This window comes from Aneurinibacillus migulanus, assembly GCF_001274715.1.
GTDB classification, from domain to species: Bacteria; Bacillota; Bacilli; order Aneurinibacillales; family Aneurinibacillaceae; genus Aneurinibacillus; species Aneurinibacillus migulanus.
Map to the genome: position 1 here is coordinate 3,125,922 of NZ_LGUG01000004.1, position 19,408 is coordinate 3,145,329.

16 protein-coding genes and 2 pseudogenes are annotated in these 19,408 nt (G+C 37.8%); 5 read left to right on the forward strand and 13 right to left on the reverse strand.

Annotation, left to right across the window (positions count from 1 at the left end):
• Positions 1-3 precede the first annotated feature (3 nt).
• Complete coding sequence (locus tag AF333_RS16855) at positions 4-1,260, reverse strand: ATP-binding protein (protein WP_043065206.1); 1,257 nt, start codon at positions 1,258-1,260, stop codon at positions 4-6.
• Between the two features lie 39 nt (positions 1,261-1,299).
• On the opposite strand from AF333_RS16855, the gene AF333_RS35505 reads away from it, so the two are divergent.
• On the forward strand, positions 1,300-1,449 hold the full coding sequence (locus AF333_RS35505; protein ID WP_235496525.1) for a hypothetical protein: 150 nt from the start codon (positions 1,300-1,302) through the stop codon (positions 1,447-1,449).
• A 554-nt stretch (positions 1,450-2,003) separates the two neighbouring features.
• Here the strand turns inward: AF333_RS35505 and AF333_RS16860 are convergent.
• Genes AF333_RS16860 through pdhA form a run of 5 tightly spaced genes read right to left on the reverse strand, consistent with a single transcriptional unit; the run spans position 2,004 to position 7,534 of the window.
• Positions 2,004-2,756 carry an SDR family NAD(P)-dependent oxidoreductase gene (locus tag AF333_RS16860; protein WP_043065205.1) on the reverse strand — a complete coding sequence of 251 codons (753 nt, stop codon included), beginning with the start codon at positions 2,754-2,756 and terminating at the stop codon, positions 2,004-2,006.
• Positions 2,757-2,801: 45 nt separating this feature from the next.
• Positions 2,802-4,184: a dihydrolipoyl dehydrogenase gene (lpdA, locus tag AF333_RS16865; protein ID WP_043065204.1), complete on the reverse strand. Its 1,383-nt coding sequence runs from the start codon at positions 4,182-4,184 to the stop codon at positions 2,802-2,804.
• Between the two features lie 9 nt (positions 4,185-4,193).
• Complete coding sequence (locus AF333_RS16870; protein ID WP_043065203.1) at positions 4,194-5,528, reverse strand: dihydrolipoamide acetyltransferase family protein; 1,335 nt, start codon at positions 5,526-5,528, stop codon at positions 4,194-4,196.
• A gap of 20 nt (positions 5,529-5,548) precedes the next feature.
• Complete coding sequence (locus AF333_RS16875) at positions 5,549-6,529, reverse strand: alpha-ketoacid dehydrogenase subunit beta (protein ID WP_043065202.1); 981 nt, start codon at positions 6,527-6,529, stop codon at positions 5,549-5,551.
• A 24-nt stretch (positions 6,530-6,553) separates the two neighbouring features.
• Entirely contained in the window at positions 6,554-7,534 is a 981-nt protein-coding gene (pdhA, locus tag AF333_RS16880) for a pyruvate dehydrogenase (acetyl-transferring) E1 component subunit alpha (protein WP_043065201.1), read from the reverse strand.
• A 200-nt stretch (positions 7,535-7,734) separates the two neighbouring features.
• Between pdhA and AF333_RS16885 the strand changes: the two genes are divergently transcribed.
• Entirely contained in the window at positions 7,735-9,408 is a 1,674-nt protein-coding gene (locus AF333_RS16885; protein WP_080787665.1) for a sigma-54 interaction domain-containing protein, read from the forward strand.
• 40 nt (positions 9,409-9,448) lie between these two features.
• On the opposite strand, the gene AF333_RS16890 is transcribed toward AF333_RS16885, so the two are convergent.
• The 4 genes from AF333_RS16890 to AF333_RS16905 form a co-directional block, all read right to left on the reverse strand.
• Complete coding sequence (locus AF333_RS16890) at positions 9,449-10,762, reverse strand: MFS transporter (protein ID WP_043065200.1); 1,314 nt, start codon at positions 10,760-10,762, stop codon at positions 9,449-9,451.
• A gap of 32 nt (positions 10,763-10,794) precedes the next feature.
• Positions 10,795-11,547, reverse strand: a complete 753-nt coding sequence (locus tag AF333_RS16895; RefSeq protein ID WP_043065199.1) for an SDR family NAD(P)-dependent oxidoreductase — start codon at positions 11,545-11,547, stop codon at positions 10,795-10,797.
• Positions 11,548-11,634: 87 nt separating this feature from the next.
• Positions 11,635-12,108 (reverse strand): VOC family protein, encoded by a 474-nt coding sequence (locus tag AF333_RS16900; RefSeq protein WP_043065198.1) that lies wholly within the window; start codon positions 12,106-12,108, stop codon positions 11,635-11,637.
• A gap of 354 nt (positions 12,109-12,462) precedes the next feature.
• Positions 12,463-13,068 (reverse strand): TetR/AcrR family transcriptional regulator, encoded by a 606-nt coding sequence (locus AF333_RS16905; protein WP_043065197.1) that lies wholly within the window; start codon positions 13,066-13,068, stop codon positions 12,463-12,465.
• Between the two features lie 165 nt (positions 13,069-13,233).
• On the opposite strand from AF333_RS16905, the gene AF333_RS16910 reads away from it, so the two are divergent.
• Complete coding sequence (locus tag AF333_RS16910) at positions 13,234-14,562, forward strand: short-chain fatty acid transporter (RefSeq protein ID WP_043065196.1); 1,329 nt, start codon at positions 13,234-13,236, stop codon at positions 14,560-14,562.
• Positions 14,563-14,603: 41 nt separating this feature from the next.
• A complete protein-coding gene (locus tag AF333_RS16915; RefSeq protein WP_158502368.1) occupies positions 14,604-16,103 on the forward strand; it encodes a class I adenylate-forming enzyme family protein in 1,500 nt (499 codons plus the stop codon).
• 93 nt (positions 16,104-16,196) lie between these two features.
• On the opposite strand, the pseudogene AF333_RS16920 reads toward AF333_RS16915, so the two are convergent.
• The 3 genes and pseudogenes from AF333_RS16920 to AF333_RS16925 all read right to left on the reverse strand — a co-directional run.
• Positions 16,197-16,394 (reverse strand): annotated as a pseudogene (locus tag AF333_RS16920) (acetyl-CoA carboxylase carboxyl transferase subunit alpha); the annotation flags it as partial.
• A gap of 16 nt (positions 16,395-16,410) precedes the next feature.
• Positions 16,411-16,758 (reverse strand): annotated as a pseudogene (locus tag AF333_RS31925) (MarR family winged helix-turn-helix transcriptional regulator).
• 813 nt (positions 16,759-17,571) lie between these two features.
• Complete coding sequence (locus tag AF333_RS16925; RefSeq protein ID WP_043065193.1) at positions 17,572-18,501, reverse strand: DMT family transporter; 930 nt, start codon at positions 18,499-18,501, stop codon at positions 17,572-17,574.
• Positions 18,502-18,720: 219 nt separating this feature from the next.
• Between AF333_RS16925 and AF333_RS16930 the strand changes: the two genes are divergently transcribed.
• Positions 18,721-19,299, forward strand: coding sequence for a helix-turn-helix domain-containing protein (locus AF333_RS16930; RefSeq protein ID WP_043065192.1), 579 nt, complete (start codon positions 18,721-18,723; stop codon positions 19,297-19,299).
• Positions 19,300-19,408: the final 109 nt, after the last annotated feature.

Here is a 19,408-nt window from a genome sequence, read left to right on the forward strand (position 1 = left end):
CTTTTATGAAGAAGGAATAATAATAGAAAATCGTGTTCCTTTTCCTATTTCGCTTTTTATTTCTATATCTCCGTTTAACTCTTTAATAATACCATATGAAATCATCGTACCTAGCCCTGTTCCCTTCCCTTTTGTAGAATAAAACGGCAGCGCGATTCGATTTATCTCCTCAGGCGACATTCCAATCCCCGAATCGATAATCTCAATCACAATATTATTCTTTATCTTTTTAACATTTATTCGCAGTACCCCACCATTTGTCATGGCTTCAATCCCATTTTTTGCAATGTTAATTAAACACCGTTTTATATTAACGGCGTTGGCATTTATATAAAGGGAACCTATCATATCGCTTTCAACTTTAACATTATGTAGACTGGCCATCGGTAAAATAACATCTATTACTTGATAGACAATGGATCTAATATCTAAAGTTTCTTTCACAACCATTTGTGGTTTTACAAGAGATAAATAATCGTTAATAACGAGTTGTATTTTTTCTAGCTCTATTAGCATGACTTGCAAATACTCACTCTTTTGTGTTTCCGAGATTTCGTTTTTATTAAACAACTGAATAAATCCATATAACGTAGTCAACGGATTCCGTATCTCGTGGGCAATAGAGGCTGCTAATTCACTCGTCACATTAAATTTTTCTGCACGATAAATTTTTTCTTTCATTTTAAACTTTTCTATCATGCCTTCAATAAGATAGAGTGATAACAAAACAGTAAGGGTATTGATTACTATAAAATTGGCTAAAAAATGGATACAAACAAATTCAACTTTAGCGCTTATCCGTATTTCGTTCATTATAGCAAAGACAGAAAAGCAAGTAGTACAGAGAAAAATAAGTAAGGTGCCGAACAATATTTTTCTTTTTTTTAAATAACCTGATAGAAAGTAATGAGATGCCATAATAATGAAAGTAAGCATAAAATGTACAATAACTGAAGGGAAAAATCCGTTCCCGCCTAAGTAAAAGCGGTAAGAAAGATAGATAAAGGTGATGAAAATAAAGCTCCTAAAACCACCATAGAGAGCAGCTAAAAGGATTGGGATAAGCCGTAAATCATAGATATATCCCGAGTGGAAACTAAAGGGGAATGTCATACAAAGAACGATCGCAATGGATGAAAGAAAAGAGATTAATACATTATTACGTGCTTCTTTTCCGGCTTTATCCAACCAAAATATTTGATAGCAAAAAATACAAAGGATAATAATGAACGCATTTAATAATAATGTCGGTATCCCCATGCTCAACGCCCCTAATTTGAGTTACTATATACATCTGATTTGATACATCAACAAATGTTTATGGTGGGAGGTAAGAAAAGAAGGAAGAGCGGTGGGCGGGAGCGGTCGGAAAAAGACACGCTGCCCTTTCTTCTGCCGGATTGCAGGGCGCATCCAATCTCTTCTTTTTTCCGAATCTCCTCCTTCTAACCACACTCCATTGTCAAAATATTAAGTGTAATTTATATAGCTTTGCATTTAAAAAATACAATTAGAACACAAAAACTCCTTTTAGCCCTGATCAATTTTGTTTAAGTTTATTAATAAACAGAGCTTATTTTTTGAAGGCTCTCTCCTTTGTTTAATTACAAAATAGAATGGATAAATATTAATGTTATTAATGGTTGTGTCCATAATATAAATAAACCTCCAACAACTGCCAATATATTTAGATTATTGTTAGGAGTTTATCGGTAATATGTTTTTTAGAAAAAAAGCATAAATAGGTATAAAATTAAAGAATAAGTGATATTTTCATGCGTAGAAAGTCTTTCTATTATAAAAGACTTTTTTAATTTGCTCAAAGGAGAAATTTTCTTGACAATTCGTTTAGGTATTTTTGGATATGAAAAATCAGTTAATATAATATGTAATACTTCAGCGCCTGTTTAAGTCCAAAAACAATAAAAAACTATTCTTTCTGGAGTCAGTCCCCCTGCGGGGTTTCCATAGAAAGAATAGCTTTTTTATTTTATGACAAGCAGTTATCTGGCAAGAACACCACCATCAACCGGAATAACTACTCCTGTTATATAATCAGATGCCGCCGAAGACAAAAACACTGCAGTACCCGTAACATCCTCTGGTGTCCCCCAGCGCCCCGCAGGAATACGTGCATTAATCTGCGGAGAACGAACTTCATCATTCTTAATATCATCGTTCATTGTCGTTAACATATAGCCTGGCGCAATAGCATTTACTTGAATACCGTGTCCCGCCCATTCATTTGATAATGATTTCGTTAATTGTGCAATTGCCCCTTTACTTGTTGAATATGCCGCAGCATTAAACCCGCCAAGGAAACTTAAAATCGAGCCCATATTAATGATTTTTCCTGAGCCTTGTTCAATCATGATACGAGCCGCTAATCTAGACAATTGAAAGACTGCTGATACATTCACTTCGAAAATCCGATCCCAGCTTTCCAACGAAAAATCCATGGCGCTTTTTCGTTCGATTAACCCGGCACTATTAATGAGAATATCCACTCTTCCTTCTAATTTGTTTACAGCTTCCTGGAAAGCCTCCTCTAAGTTTTCCCGGTCCATTAAATTTCCTTTTACCGCATGAACGCTTGCGCCTTCTTTTCCAATTTCAGCTGCTGTGTCTTGAGCCCGATCAGAAATATCTAGAATAACGACCTCTGCACCAGCATCATGTAGCGCTGTAGCCATCGCTTTCCCTAACCCTTGTGCAGCACCTGTAATAATTGCTTTTTTTCCGGTTAATGTAAACATCGTTCCTACCCCTTTTACATAATATAATAAAATGACCGGCTCATCTTATGAATGAATTCCTCTGCCTAGCCATGAATTAGCTGCTTCAAACAACATCTCAGATAAGGCTGGATGTGGCTGAATCATTTTTGCCAATTCATCCACTGTACCTTCCAAATAAATAAAAGCAGATGCTTGCGAAATCATTTCTGTTACATGAGCCCCCATCATAACAACACCTAGAATTTCCCCATATTGTTCTTCCACGATAATCTTCACAAATCCTTGTGTATCATCCATCGCTATCGCTTTTCCGATTCCTGATAATGCATATTTTTCTACCCGATAAGGGATTTTACTCTGGCTTGCCTGTTCCTCACTCATTCCGACGCTCGCAATTTCTGGAGCCGTATAAATACAACGCGGTATGACCTTATAATCCACTTCCTCTTTATGCCCTGCAGCATTTTCAGCGGCAATAAGACCTTCCGCACTCGCTACATGAGCCAGTTGCCATCCTCCTATAATATCACCGACCGCATATACCCCATCTATATTTGTTTCCATCGATTTATTTACCTCCACAAACGGTCCGTTCATTCGTATAGGTAACATTTCAATGGCTGAAAGATTAGGCTTGCGTCCGACAGCTATCAACACTTCTTCACATGTAATTTGATCTTTGGTTCCGTCCCTCGACTCAACCGAAACACACTTTAGTTTTTCTTTCTGACTTATTGATTCTACTGTTTTATTTGTTAAAACTCTAATATTTTTATTGTTTAATATTTTATGAAGCGTCCTCGAAACGTCCGGATCTTCACTCGGAACAATCCGATTCCCCATCTCAACAATTGTAACTTCTACATTTAAACTAGCAAAAATACTCGCAAATTCGACTCCGATTACTCCACCACCTACAATCACAATGGATTCTGGTATTTCAGTAAGCTGAAAGATCGTATTACTTGTATGAAACTCCACCTTGTCCACACCTGAAATAGGGGGAACAAAAGGATCGCCTCCTGTTGCTATAATCACTTTATCAGCTTGAATAACTTTCTTCTCTTTACCGAGATTAATCGAAACACATTTTTTTTCATCTACACTTGCTTGTCCATTAAAAAACGTGATGTCCCCTTTTTTCAGTAAACCAGCAATCCCAGAGCGCAATGTTTGAATAACCTTATCTTTTCTTTTCATCATCTTTTCGAATGAAAATGTAAGGCTTCCCGTCTCAATTCCCCAGCTTCGCGCTTTCTCAATTTGTTCAATCACTTCTGCATGACGCAGAAGCGTTTTAGATGGGATGCATCCTCTATTTAAGCAGGTCCCACCCAAATGATCGGATTCTACCAGCGCAACCTTGCACCCTAATTGGGAGGCACGAATAGCCGCCACATAGCCTCCTGGCCCACCGCCAATTACCACAACATCGTAACGCTCCATCGTTTCACCTCAGATGATCAGTTTATAAGGATTTTCAAGCACATTTTTTAAATCTGTTAAAAATTCCGCAGCAGGTGCACCATCAACAATACGGTGATCAAAAGAAAGACTCAACGTCATCATGGATCTTAGTTTTATTTCCCCGTTTACTCCCACTGGTTTTTCTTGAATTCTACCGACACCAAGAATAGCTGCTTCGGGTTGATTAATAATCGGTGTAAATGCATCAACCGCATACATCCCTAAATTACTAATCGTAAAAGTTCCATCCTTCATGTGGTCTGGCAGTAATTTCCCTTCCCTTGCCAGCGAACCTAGTGTTTTGCATTCTTCTGTAATTGCAGCTAAGCCTTTTTGATTTGCATTTTTTACAACTGGAACGACCAGCCCATTCGGCACCGCTACTGCGAATCCAATATTTATGGTCGAATAATGAATAATTTCATCATTTTGTAAAGAAACGTTAAGAGAAAGATGATTTTGCAATGTATGTGCAACAGCCTTCACGATTACCTCATTGAAAGAGAGACGATATCCGTTCTGTTTCTCAATAATCGGCAACAGCTCTTTTCTCATATTCACACAATTCGTCATATCAATTTCACTGGTTAGTGTAACGTGAGGTGCAGTATAGGCACTTTGCACCATGCGATCCGCAATAACTTTTCGCATACCCGTAAATGACGTTTTCTTAACAGCATGCACTGAAGCATCCATTTCTGCCTTTGAATGTTTTAAAACATCGTCTCGAACAACTTTGCCGTTTACACCTGATCCTTGGATTTGACCAAGGTCTAAATGATTTGAATGAGCTATTTTTTTCGCCAAAGGAGTCGCCTTTGTTTTTTGTATTGAATAACGAAGATGCTCTTCAACATCCGCTTTTTGTATTCTACCTTTGGGCCCTGTGCCCTGAACGATTTCTAAGGAAAGATTATTTTCTTTCGCCAGCTTACGGGCAGCAGGTGTTCGACGGATTTTCGCTTGAGATTCGGTTCCCGTTAGCTTTTCCGGTATAATTTCTTTTGTTGTTTCCTGTGCTCCGCTATTAGAAGAGGCTGAAGCTTGCTGAAGCGTCTCATCTTCAGTGTCTTCAATCACTTCTCCTTCTTCACCTATATAAGCAATGACATCATGAACTTGGACAACTTCCTCCGCTTCGAAGCAAGTTTTCAGCAAAACGCCGTCCATCTCTGCTTCCACTTCAATATTAACCTTATCAGTTAGTACTTCAACTAATGGTTCTCCATATTCTACTTTTTCGCCTACTTTAACAAGCCAATTTACAATCGTGCCTTGCTCCATCGTTGCTCCTAGCTTAGGCATAACTACTTTCGTTGCCATATTATCCTCCTTTCTTACCCTTATTTGTTCATAATTGTTTTACATGCTTGAACAATGTCCTCTACTTGCGGAACTGCTTTTTGTTCTAAAAATGCATTGTATGGCATCGGCACAGCGCGTCCGCCTAAACGCATAATGGGTGCATCTAAATAATCAAACACGTCACTTTCACCAATCATACTTGCAATCTCTGCACCATATCCGCCTCGTTTTACTGCTTCGTACACGACAATAACACGTCCTGTTTTTCGTACGGAATGTAAAATCGTTTCCTTATCTAACGGAACAAGCGTACGCGGATCAATCACTTCAACACTAATTCCTTCTTCTTCGAGCAATTTAGCCGCTTCTAAAGACTTATGAACCATCATTGATGTTGCGACAATGGTGACATCTGTTCCTTCTTTTTTTATGTCCGCTTTTCCTAATGGGATCTCATATGTCTCTTCCGGCACATCCCCTCTTACGCCATAGAGCATCTTATGTTCATAAAACATAACCGGATTATCATCATTAATTGCCGCTTTTAATAATCCTTTTGCGTCATATGGAGTAGAAGGCTGGACCACTTTCAATCCTGGAATGTGAGCCATCCATGCTTCTAGACTTTGCGAATGTTGAGCAGCAAAGCCAGCCCCTGATCCACCCGGCGTTCTAATCACAACCGGCACGTTTGCTTTTCCACCAAACATATATCGCATTTTTGCTGCCTGGTTCACAATATTATCCATCGCAATCGTAATAAAATCAGAAAACTGTAGCTCTAAAATTGGTCTCATCCCTGTCATTGCCGCACCAACCGCACAACCACTGATTGCAGCCTCAGAGATAGGCGTGTTACGTACTCTTTCAGGTCCAAACTCTTCAATCATCCCATTTGTAACTCCAAAAGCCCCTCCATAAATACCGATATCTTCTCCAAGAATAAATACATCCTGATTTGCTCTCATTTCTTGGCTCATCGCTTCGCGAATGGCCTCTACATAGGTGATGTTTCTCATTGGTTCTCCCTCGCTTTTTTCAAATTATGCAAAAATATCCGTTTCAAGTGTTTCTTCTCCAGGAATTGGACTATTTTCAGCGAATTCAACAGCAGCTTCAATTTCTTTCTTTACTTGTTCCTCTATCTCTAAGAAGGCTGCTTCAGTCAATATGTTTTCTTCTATTAATTTGTTTTTAAATAATTCAATCGGATCTTTTGTTTTCCACTCTTTTTCTTCATCACGTGTACGGTACTTTCTGGCATCGCTTCGCGAATGGCCTCTCCACCGATAGGTTTTTGCTTCAATTAGCGTTGGTCCTTTCCCATTCCGTGCTCTTTCAACCGCTTTTTTTGTTACTTCCGTTACTTCCAAAAGGTCGTTCCCATCAACAATCTCTCCCGGAATGCCGTAGGAAGCTGCCCGCTCAGCAATATGCTGGATATTTGTCATTTCTTTTATCGACCCGGACATACCATATTGATTGTTTTCGCAAAAGAATATGACAGGCAAATTCCAAACCGAAGCTAAGTTCAACGATTCGTGAAAAGCTCCTTCATTGGTGGAACCATCACCAAAAAAACACACAACTACATATCCCAATTCTTTCATTTTAGAAGTTAAGGCTGCACCTGTAGCAAGCGGTAAGCCGCCGGCCACGATTCCATTCGCACCAAGATTCCCTTTATCCAAATCTGCAATGTGCATAGAGCCGCCTTTTCCTTTACAGTAGCCAGTTACTTTCCCTAACAATTCAGCCATCATACGATCCACTTCTGTTCCTTTTGCTATACAATGGCCATGTCCTCTATGTGTACTAATAATCTTGTCTTCGTTCGTTAAAACAGCGCAGGCACCTACGGCTGTAGCTTCCTGACCAATACAAAGGTGCATTGTTCCATGTATTTTCCCTTGCTGAAACAATTGTTCTACTTTCTCTTCAAACCTTCTAATCAATAGCATGTCATAAAGCATTTTTCTTAATTGTTCTTGGGAGAACAAGGAGTTTTCCCCTAATTTAGACATATAAAAACCTCCTAGGATATTTTTTAACATTTTGTTTAATTTAAAAAGCAAGATTTATGCCAAATAAAAACCTCTCATTTGGCCATCTTTTTTCGGCAATATTGCATTTTCGCACACATTATGATGTGATATTATAGATATGATGCAAATTCACATCATTCATTATGAAAAATTACCTTTTTAGAAAGGTGCCCTTACTTATGAAAATAGCTGAGTTGCTACTAAAAGAAATCAGGATGATAGGCGTCTTAGTTGTAGAGAGCAATAAAAAAATCTCTTACAGCAATGAAATTGCCAGAAATTACAATTATTATTTCGAACATATTATTGATGCTGCTTTTGATGGTTCGACCTTTTTTAGCATCCACCCTTATCCTGCAGAAGTTCAAGTTATTCATCAGGACCAGAAGTATATCGTCTTATTTAATTCTAAAAATGAATTGACACGGTTAAAAAAAGAGTACGACGCACTCCAAGTCGTCCAAAACGAATTAAACCAAGTTATTAATTCTTCATTCGATGGTATTGTTATTAGTGATGAGAACGGCGTCATCATTCATCAAAATCCATCGTATGAACAAATAACCGGACTTTCCGCAAAAGATTGCATCGGTAGAAACTTAAAAGAATTAGAAGACGAAGGCGTTATCGACGTCTCGGCTTCTCTGCGTGCTCTCAAGGAAAATCGTGAAGTAACCATTATTCAAAAAATCAATACAGGTGTCACTGTCTTGGTTTCAGCGGTACCAATCCGTAATAAACAAGGAAAGATCGAGAAGCTTGTGAATAATATTCGCGATCTCACATACTTAAAATCACTTGAAAACGAAATTCAAGAATTAGAAAAGAAAAATGAAAAAGCCTATCAAGAGCTGGAAATATTAAAAGAGCAAAACGATCCTAAGTTATCGATCGTTGCCCATTCCGATAAGATGAAAGCAGTTGTCGAAAGAACATTGCGGGTAGCGCAAATTGATTCCGTCGTTCTCATTCAAGGTGAATCAGGTGTCGGAAAAGAGAAAATCGTCAACTTAATTCATCGTTATAGTCCAAGAGCGAATGGACCACTCATTAAAATTAATTGTGGTGCAATCCCGGAATCACTCCTTGAATCTGAATTATTCGGATATGAATCAGGAACATTTACCGGCGCAGACAGAAAAGGAAAAGCTGGATTATTCGAAACAGCAAATAACGGTACAATTTTTCTTGATGAGATAGGTGAAATGCCCCTTTCTTTACAAGTAAAGCTATTAAGGGTTCTTCAGGAACTTGAAATCACCCGTGTAGGTGGAACAAAGCCGATTCCCGTAAATGTGAGAATTATTGCAGCGACCAATCGAAACTTAACACAAATGATCGGGGAAGGAACTTTTCGGGAAGATTTATTTTATCGTTTAAATATTATTCCAATCTATATCCCTTCATTAAGAGAACGAAAGGAAGATATCATCCCTCTTATTTATCATTTTCTGAATGGGGTTAATCATAAATACGGCATTAATCGTGTGTTTACATGGGAGGCATTAACGAGCTTTCAAAACTATGATTGGCCGGGAAATGTGAGAGAACTTCAAAATTTAGTGGAACGCATTACTTTAATGAGCACAAAATCTGAGATTGGTATACAGGACATTCAAAATGAAATGAAATTTGGCAGGAATCACCCTACAGAAAATTACCAGTCTGCCATCACTACTTCTTCTGTAGAGATCAAACCATTAAAAGAAAAGCTCGAGGAAATTGAGGCAGCGTTAATTGTCCAGGCATTAGATGCCTATCCAAGCATTCGCAAAACAGCAGTCGCTTTAAAAGTAGATCAGTCGACTTTAGTACGAAAAATGCAGAAATATAATATTAAAAAACGATCATAAAAACCAGGAGCTCTTCGCTCCTGGTTGCTTTTGTACATTATCAAGCTTTTTCTCTTCGCAATTTAACAAATAATACGATAACCGACCCGATAATATAACAAACAGATAAGAATCCTACCCCAACTAATTTATTGTCACCTGCCATTAACGCTCCAACAACAAACGGCCCGACGAAACCGCCTACATTCCCGATAGCATTCCAAAGACCTGTCATTCCGCCAATCATATTTGCCGGGAATACATCTGCAATTAATGTCATAAAAACAGCAGAGGAAGACATTCCGCCAACAATCGTAATACTAATTAAGAAAATAGCTGCCCATAAATTCGATTCAAGAACAAGAATTGCCGAAAGCAACGAAATCCCCGCAATAACATTTAATAAAAACAGCAGTACTCGTTTATTGCCAAATTTATCATTAATAACCCCAATTGAGATCATTCCAATGGTACCAATCAACCACGGAATCGCTGAAATGAAGCCAACTGCCGTGTAGCCAAAAGTCGAAAACTCCTTAATAATTACTGGAAGCCAGATAATAATTCCATAGTTCCCGATTCCTCCAGCCATAAAGTAAGCAAGGGAAACAAAAATAAAATTACGATTCAACGCTGCTTTCCAATAAGACTTTTCCTGAATAGCTTTCGGCTCACTCGCTTCAATCGCTTGTTGTTCTAACAAATAAGCTCGTTCTTGATCACTAATCCGTTTTTTCGATGCTTTTAACGGATGATCAGGAATCAAATAGAAGAATAATAAAGAAAATAATAATACCGGCATCCCTTGCGTAATAAATACCCAACGCCAACTGTCTAAACCAAACCAGTGAACGTTCGACACAATGTATCCAGAAATCGGTGACATAATCAAAGGAGCAACTGTCACGTATAAGTAGAAAATGCTAGTAGCTCGTCCACGTTCATGTTTCGGAAACCAATTCGCTATTAATACGCCCATAGCTGGATAAATTCCACCTTCAACAAGCCCTAATAAGAAACGAACAAAAACTAACATTTCTACACTATTAACCATACCTTGTACACTTGAAAAAACACCTGTTAACAATCCAAGAATAACAACAATCATACGGGCACTTTTTCTGCTAGCAAGGTGGCCCATTGGTGCCATTAATAAAATGTACCCGCAAAAGAATATTCCTGCAATAAAACCGCTTACCGTTGATGTAATGGCAAATGTTTTTTGCATCTCCGTCAAAGCAAACGAAATATTCGTTCGATCAATATATGCAAGTAAATACATGATAAATATCATCGGAATAATCGCTTTCCAACGATAACTACCCTTTATTGGATGATTTACTTCTTCTTTATTTACAATCGCCTTTGCTTCCATTATTTCACCTCTGTCCTATTATTGTCTGAGCCTTATCTTCCTAAAAACCCTCCATCTACTGGAATAAGCACGCCATTTAGATAATCCGATGCTGAGGAAGCCAAGAAACGAACGGTCCCTACCAGTTCTTCCGGCTTCCCGAAACGGCCTGCCGGTATTCGAGCTACCAATTGTGAAAACCTTGCTTCATCTTGCATAATAAATGCATTTAAACTCGTTTCAAAATAACCAGGAGCAATTGCATTTACATTTACACCGCTTCCAGCCCATTCATTTGACAGTGATTTCGTAAGCTGGGCAATTGCACCCTTGCTTGTTGAGTAAGCGGCAGCATTATAACCACCAAAATAGCTTAGAACAGAAGCAATATTAATTATTTTTCCGCTTCCTCTTTGGATCATCACTTCACCTGCTAATCTACATAATTGAAAGACCGCTGCAATATTTACCTCAATAATCCGATCAAAGCTTTCCATCTTTAAGTCTAAAGCTGGCTTCGGATCATGAATGCCTGCATTATTGATTAAGATGTCCAATTCCCCACCTAGATGGTCCAGCGCTTTATTAAATCCAATCTGCAAATCGTGACGATCTAATAAATTCACTTTTACCGCATGTACTTTGGAGCCACCGGAAGCCATTGCTTCGGCTACTTCCTCTACTTTTTCTGAGATATCCAGAATGACAAGCTCAACACCTGCATCATGGAGTCCCTTTGCCATCGCATACCCTAATCCTTGAACAGCTCCAGTTATAATGCCTTTTCTCCCTTTCAATTCGAACATGTTCCTTCATCCTTCCCCGTTATAATAAACTCACTTATTTAAAGATAGAATGCGTTTACAATTTCGTTATTGAATGATAATCGTGGTTTATCTTCCGCTATTATTAGCAGGTTCAACTAATTCAATAATGTAGCCGTCTGGATCTAAACAATAAATAATTTTCGCCCCCTTATTTCTTCCTGAAGTTACATTCACTGGTGCCTCGGAACGAAATTTCACCCCTTTTGTACACAACTCTCTGTAAAGCAAATCCAATTCCTCTACATATAAACAAAGGTGTCCGGTTCCATAATCACATGGTCTGCTGCTTCCGGAATGTCGCTCTACCCCTACATATTCCAATAACTCAACAACCGCTGTGCTGCCCGGAATTTGCACAAAAGCAATCTTGATCATATTGGTTTCCGGGACAGAAACAATGTTAAAGACATATTCATCTGTCACATTTTGCTGGGATAAAAATTGAAAGCCTAAAAAATCACAATAGAATCGCAGCGATTCCTCCAGATTCTTCACGGTTATTCCTGCATGATAAAAACCTGTAATTTTACCTGTACTCACAAGTAAAACCTCCTTTCCTTATTCACACGCTTTATTTTTTCTTAAAAGTGTAATAAATGAATTTTAACAATTCTTTTTCTAAATACAAGCAATTCTTATGCCAGTCAAAAACATCACACATATATTACATTCATTTATACTCATTTATGCGAAAACGCAATAATATGATGTTTTTTTACATCATATTTGTTTTTTTACATCACTTTCATTATGAAACGCCTAATGCAGATATCTGAAAATCGGCTGGATGGCCTCAGTCACTCAACGTTTAAAGCCCTCCGAAATGCTTCCTGGAGGGCTTTTCATTCTAATTTTTGGAATTAAAACCTTCATGAGTAGCATGGACAACTTCGATTAACGTTCTCTGTTTTGAGTCAATCCTTGAATCACGACAGCAAATAAAATCTCTTGTTCTTTTTCTAATGAATAGTTACCTTTATTGATACTCCAATCATATAAAATTCCTCTCATCACCCGGACAAGAATGATAATCATCTGTTCAGGAGTAAGGTCATCCCGAAATTCCTTCTTTCTTATTCCCTCCTCACACAATGTATATAAAATCTGATAGAGTGGACGATCAGGAATAAGGAAGAAACTTTCCCGCTCCGGATTCAGTTCATGTTCATATATGGTTCGTGTAACATCCCATCCTAAATCTTTTTCAATGTACGCCATCTGCATGGATAAGAACGTTTTCAACTTGTGAATATGCGATTCAAGCGGCTCGATTTTCGGTACTAGCTCCTCAACATAAAAATCATCAATTTCTTTAAATTTTTCCAGAAAGATATCGTGCTTACTTTTGAAATGATTGTAAAAAGCACCTTTAGAGGTCGACGTCTTGTCTATAATTTCATCGACCGTGACATTGTTAAAGCCTTTTTCATTGAACAATTTCAAAGCTACTTTGGAAATTTTCTGTTTCGTTTGCATCGCTTTTCGTTGTCTTAAATTCATAAGCTCTCAACCTTTCAGAAAATTAAAAATAACTTGACAAATAGACTATAGTCTGCGAAATTAATTTCAGAGACTATAGTCTTTTCATTATCGACATCATGTTCAAAACTGTAAAGTACCATCCACAAAATGTAAACGCATTCAAAAATAAAGGGGGAATTGATGATGTTACGAAGTGTTTCACAACGATTCAATGTGGCTGTGGAAAATTATTTACCTAATGCTTTTATTTTTGCTATTTTACTAACGTTCATCACCCTACTACTCGGAATGACCATAACCGACCAATCTCTGATGGAAATGACGACACACTGGTACAGCGGTTTCTGGAACTTCTTAGCATTCACAACCCAGATGGTGCTGATCCTTATTACTGGTTATGCACTTGTAAAAGCACCGCTCGTTCAGAAGCTACTATTGAAAGCCGCTTCCATTCCGAAAACGCAAAAGTCCGCATTGATTATAACAATTTTAGTAGCAGCAGCAGCCGGTTACTTGAGCTGGGGATTAGGCTTTGTTCTCGGAACATTATTTGCCATCGAGGTGGCGAAAAAAGTGAAAATGGCTGATTTCCGTATTTTAATTGCTGCCGCTTATACAGGTACGATCGCCATTTTACCTGCAAGTATTACAGTTACCGCCCCGCTTCTCGTCAACACACCTGGTCATTCATTAGAAGACAAAATCGGCCTCATTCCTCTGACTGAAACCATTTTTAGCCCAATGTTGTTATTGACAGCTTTTATCGGACTTGTTGTTATTCTATTTGCCTATATCCGGATGATGCCGAAGAAAGAAGATGTTGTACCATTTGAAGGTAAAACCGAGGACTTGGTTGTTGCAAAGCCTGTTGTCACCAGAACTTTCGCGGAAAAAATGGACCAAAGCAAAACCATCAATTACATTTTAGTTGCACTTGGTGTACTCTGGATTGTTCAATATTACATCAATAATGGATTCAACTTGGAACTTAACATCTTGAACTTCATGTTCATTATTCTAGGGCTTGCTCTTCATGGAACACCGAGCAGCTATATTCGTGCCATTACTGATGCTATGCCTTCCGCTTCGGGGATTATGCTGCAATTTCCGTTTTATGCAGGAATCATGGGGATGATGGTCGGCTCTGGTCTTATCACTGTAATCGCACAATCCTTCACGTCATTTTCGAATGAATACACGTTCTCCGCCCTGTCATTTATCTCAGCAGCGATTGTCAATATTTTCGTACCATCCGCAGGTGGACAATGGCAAATTCAAGGACCAATCATGATGGAAGCTGCAAGAGCATTGAATGTTCCTGTATCAGTGGCTGTCAATACCGTTACAATCGGTGACCTCGTTACAAATCTACTACAACCATTTTTCGTCTTACCCGCCCTTGGTTTATCAGGGCTTGGATTAAAAGACATTTGGGGCTACTGCCTAGTGTCCATGATTTTGCTCATGCTCGTTTCATGTGTCATCGTAACGGTTGTACCACTAATTCTGTAAAATGAAAGGAGAAACGAACCAACATGCTCACCCACGGAAATATGACTATCTATACGAAATTAGCTCAGCAAACTGAAAAATGGGCATCTAAACCATTTATTCTATTTGAAGACAAGGAAATTAGTTATGAAGACATATTCAACAAAGTAAATCAGTCAGCTAGATGGATGGCTAAGAAAGGAATTCAAAAGGGAGATACTGTTGCCGTTTTCCTCTCAAATTCACCTGTCTTCTATGAGCTGTGGTTTGCTTGCGGGGCAATTGGTGCTATCCTCTTGCCGATCAACACCGCTTCCACTGCTCAGGAGTTGGATTATTTTCTAGGACATTCGGAAAGTAAGGGATTCGTATACGAAAATGAGTTGTTAACAGAAAAACATCACCATATTGTCGAGAAATATCCGCTTCTATTCGCCCAAGCTTGCTCGTATGATTGGGAAACAGAAAAAAACCAACTGAGCAACCAAAAAATTGAATCACAAGTGACCCCAAATGACGTTGCCTGCATCATGTATACTTCTGGAACGACAGCCAAGCCTAAAGGTGTTTTAATTACACATGAAAATTATTTATATGCCGGCCACTCCTCAGTGCTCTACCAGCAGTTGTCGCCGGAAGACCACTATTTGATCTTCCTGCCGTTGTTCCATGCGAATTCGCAATACTATACATCCATGGCTATGCTTGTGGTAGGCGGTACAATCGTATTGCTCAAACGTTTCAGCTCCTCGACATTTTGGGATGCTGTTGAAAAATATAAGCCTACCGTTTCAAGTTTAGTGGCCACTGTCATTAAAATACTGATCGAATGCCCAAGTCATCCATTTGAAAAACAACATCAAATCCGTCAGGCAGGCTATGGACTTTTTGTTACGAAGAATGATCTCCAAACCTTTCAACAACGTTTCGGCATCCGGCTTTTCCAGTGGTACGGAATGACGGAAACAATCACAACAAATATCGTTACTCCCCTATATGAAGACATGCCAGTCGATCCAAGGACAGGCATTGTCGCCATCGGGAAAGCCGGATTAGGCCAAGAAATCCGAATTATCGATGAAAAAGGCCGGGATCTGCCGCCTGGTCAAGTCGGGCAGATTATCTTAAAGAGCCCTTCCATGATGAAAGGCTATTTGAAAAATTCGGAGGCTACTTCGCAAACGATTATAAATGGCTGGCTCTACACAGGCGATAACGGCTACTATAATAACGAAGGCTTCATTTGGTTCGTTGACCGCAATAAAGACATGATTAAACGTGCCGGAGAAAACATCTCCTCCATCGAAGTAGAAAACGTCCTATCTAACCATCCCGCTATTCAGGACTGCGCCGTTATTGGTGAACCAGATCCCTTAAGAGAAGAAGCTGTTATCGCTTATATTAAACTTCATGATAATGCAACGGTAAATAAAGAAGACCTCCGGATATTCTGCAAAGAACATCTTTCTTATTTCAAGATCCCTCAGGAATTCCGGTTTATCGATGATTTCCCTAGGACCTCCATTGGCAAAATTCAGAAGAATAAATTAAGGATGGAATGAAAAAAATAGTACTTACAAAAACCGCTGTTCAGAAAAAATAAAACTGTATACTCTACAATTTGATATACCAAGAAAATAGCCAAGTATTTAGCGCCGATTGCGAAGCCTTGCAATTTGAACTCGCTGAAAAGGTGTAATATTAGAATAAATTTCATCTTGCATTTTATTTAAACGTTCTTCTAATACATGAATTTCTGATGATAAATCTAGGTCATTTTCTATCATAAATTTCTGTATTTCATCAATTATTTCTTTTAATTTAATAATGGGGCGTTCGAAATCCAAACTCATTCATCTCCTCCTCACATTATGATTTATTTTTCTCATTTTTTTCACAAGTTGATTTAGAAATCGAATCGATTAATAATTCAAAACCCTTAACAACTATTTTTCGTTCTGATTCTGATGAATTATTGAGAATACTTTGATAAAACGTCATAGATTGCTCCCTTAAAGAATTAACAGTTATTCGACCTTTTTCTGTAAGATACAGGAAAAGGTCTCTTCTATTTTTTTCGTTTACTTCACGATAAATAAGCTCATTTTTTACTAACTTGTCTACTAATCTACTTACCGACGAATGCTCTAACATAAGCTTGTTAGCTAGTTCCTAAACAGTTAATTTTGTGAGCTCTAGTTCTTCTAACGCCATCATTTGAGAAACTGATAAAGGTTTTACAAAATGAAAATCAAAAAAATCGTTGCAACATCCTTGGCCCTAGCTACGTCCTCTTCTATTTATTCTACTGCCGCTTTTGCTTCATCTGCTTTTTTGTATAATTGGATTATAATGTAATATATTAGAACTAAGGAGAAAGGGAGAGGATTATGAAAAAAATTATATTATGGATTTCAATTATTTTAGTTATTTTACTCATAATTCAAATAATCCCCTTGGCTCTAACGTCTTGGGGATTTGGAAAGATTGGAGTTTAAAAGGCTAACTTAACAACATAAACCAGCTTTTTTACGCGGATGCTTTCTTTTTAGAATATCGTTATTTTAACTGAGGCTCTTAGAGTATATAAAATAGATGATGCTAATCATAACACTATTGATACTCTGTTTCACTAGATGTTTTTTTCGTATCCTTATCGTTCTCGATAATTTTTTCCTAGCTTTAATATCAAAATAATTCATTGTTTGTGCCTTCTTTTGCAAATAAAAAAGGCTTTCCTGTAATTAGGAAAGCTTTTATATTTCGTATATATTTAATAATTGGTGTAGCTTTAGAATTCTCTCTTTTCAAAAAAACAAAATTTCTTCACCAAATAATCAATGTTGTTCATTATTCTCTTTTCAAAATGCCCGTTTTGAATATGTAATTAGTTCCTGTTCATTTAGAAAAATAAACTCGTATATTTAATGTACGGTTGTAAACTCCGTTTAGTATACTACTTTATTTTTCGATATATGACTTTATTTTTTTATAACAACCGCCCCAGCTTTAGGGCGGCTTTATTTACGATTATTCGGTTGCTACTTTTGATACGTCAGATATCACTTCTGCTTCTCTAATTGGCTTATTATACTTTAAGAATAAAAAGATACCGAGCAAAATAACGCCAGAACCGATGAGCTGTTGACGAGTAACCACTTCTCCGAGAATAAAATACGCTAATATGCACGTTCCAATCGGTTCACCTAAAATGCTCATTGAAATCGTTGAAGTATTTAGCCACTTAATTAACCAGTTAAAAATTGTTTGCCCCAGCAATGTGGACACAAATGCTAGACAAAAGAACCATACCCAGTCTGACGTCGGGTATCCTGTTATTGGGTGATTAAGAACAAGTGAATATCCAAATAAAAACAAAGCGCTGGTAGAATAGCCGATAAAAGTGTATGGAACAAGAGATAAACTTTTTCTTAAATGCTGGCCAATCAAGAAATACGCCGTGATTGTTGCAGCTCCTAGCAAAGCTAGAATATCCCCAAATAGAGCGTCTCCACCAATTTTAAAATCACCCCATCCAATAATAAAGCTGCCAAAAACAGCAAGAACACCTCCCCCAATAGCAAGCCCCTTTAATTTCTCCCCAAATAAAAAATAACCTCCAACAAAAGCAAATATCGGCTGAAGAGTAACGAGTACAGTTGAGCTTGCCACTGAAGTAAAACGCAATGACTCAAACCAAAGTACATAGTGAATGGCCAGAAAAACTCCGGAAAGTATACCTAATAGCCACTTCTTTTTAGTCAAACCTCTAATTTCCTGGAAAGCCGTTTTACTGTAAAAAAATACGGGCAATAGAAGCACAGTAGAGAAAAACATTCGATAAGCCGCTATAATGGGCGCAGGCGCACTCGAAAGTTTAACAAATATAGCGGATGTTGAAAGAGCAAGAACTGCGAAACATAATAAAAGATAGAGTGAGAAAGCACGTGTGTTATTCATATGTCCAATCCTTCCCTCATACTTTTGAGAAATAAATAATAAGCGGGTTGTCTCCATTGTGTTTGTTATTAAATAAAAATGTTTATTATAATAAACATAAAGACAGTATACAATCCTGTGCATTTTTGTGCAATATTTCAACACAATGTTTATTATATTAAACGAAATGAGTATAACCGTAAAAAAATAATAAACGATATATAGGAAGGAAACAGGATAATGACAAATTATAGTTTAGGCAATACCGTTTTAGAATATAGAAAAAGCAAGGGATATAGCATTCGGGAATTTTCAGAGATAACAGGTTTAAGCACTTCCCTGCTTAGCCAATTGGAAAGAGGCCTTGCAAACCCTTCATTACATGCATTAAAAGCAATCGCCAAAGCGTTAAACGTACCATTATTTACATTGTTTATTAACGATGTCGACCATGAATCATTGATCGTAAGAAAAGAAGAACGAAAAAAAATCTATCGCGCAAACAACGAACACATTGTTTACGATATTTTAACACCCGATTTTATGAAAGCAAATGTTGAAATATTGATGATGGACCTAAATGCTAAATCGCAAACAACGGAGAGCTATTATAAACATAATAAGGAAGAAATAGCGATCGTAATGAAAGGAACTGCTCATGTTGTACTTGAAGATCAAGAATATGTCTTGCGAGAAGGGGATGTTATCCGGATTCCACCTTACCTGAAGCATAAATTTAAAAATAATACAGATGAAATCGTCAACGTTTTATTTGTCTTAACCTCACCTTCATACGCTCAAAAAAATAAACAGGAATAAGTATTCTGTTTTCCACACAGTAAGAGGCATGGGGTATAGGGTCTTAGTCTCCCTAAATTGAATTAAGAGAACTTCAGCCTGTCGAGAAATTCTCGGCAGGCTGAAATAC

Bases quoted from the DNA above. Each gene is read 5' to 3' on its own strand.
- AF333_RS16895 (WP_043065199.1), bottom strand. From the start codon at position 11,547: ATGTTCGAATTGAAAGGGAGAAAAGGCATTATAACTGGAGCTGTTCAA.
- AF333_RS16910 (WP_043065196.1), top strand. From the start codon at position 13,234: ATGTTACGAAGTGTTTCACAACGATTCAATGTGGCTGTGGAAAATTAT.
- AF333_RS16915 (WP_158502368.1), top strand. From the start codon at position 14,604: ATGACTATCTATACGAAATTAGCTCAGCAAACTGAAAAATGGGCATCT.
- pdhA (WP_043065201.1), bottom strand. From the start codon at position 7,534: ATGTCTAAATTAGGGGAAAACTCCTTGTTCTCCCAAGAACAATTAAGA.
- AF333_RS16890 (WP_043065200.1), bottom strand. From the start codon at position 10,762: ATGGAAGCAAAGGCGATTGTAAATAAAGAAGAAGTAAATCATCCAATA.
- AF333_RS16885 (WP_080787665.1), top strand. From the start codon at position 7,735: ATGAAAATAGCTGAGTTGCTACTAAAAGAAATCAGGATGATAGGCGTC.
- lpdA (WP_043065204.1), bottom strand. From the start codon at position 4,184: ATGGAGCGTTACGATGTTGTGGTAATTGGCGGTGGGCCAGGAGGCTAT.
- AF333_RS16860 (WP_043065205.1), bottom strand. From the start codon at position 2,756: ATGTTTACATTAACCGGAAAAAAAGCAATTATTACAGGTGCTGCACAA.
- AF333_RS16870 (WP_043065203.1), bottom strand. From the start codon at position 5,528: ATGGCAACGAAAGTAGTTATGCCTAAGCTAGGAGCAACGATGGAGCAA.
- AF333_RS16930 (WP_043065192.1), top strand. From the start codon at position 18,721: ATGACAAATTATAGTTTAGGCAATACCGTTTTAGAATATAGAAAAAGC.
- AF333_RS16925 (WP_043065193.1), bottom strand. From the start codon at position 18,501: ATGAATAACACACGTGCTTTCTCACTCTATCTTTTATTATGTTTCGCA.
- AF333_RS16875 (WP_043065202.1), bottom strand. From the start codon at position 6,529: ATGAGAAACATCACCTATGTAGAGGCCATTCGCGAAGCGATGAGCCAA.
- AF333_RS16905 (WP_043065197.1), bottom strand. From the start codon at position 13,068: ATGAATTTAAGACAACGAAAAGCGATGCAAACGAAACAGAAAATTTCC.
- AF333_RS16855 (WP_043065206.1), bottom strand. From the start codon at position 1,260: ATGGGGATACCGACATTATTATTAAATGCGTTCATTATTATCCTTTGT.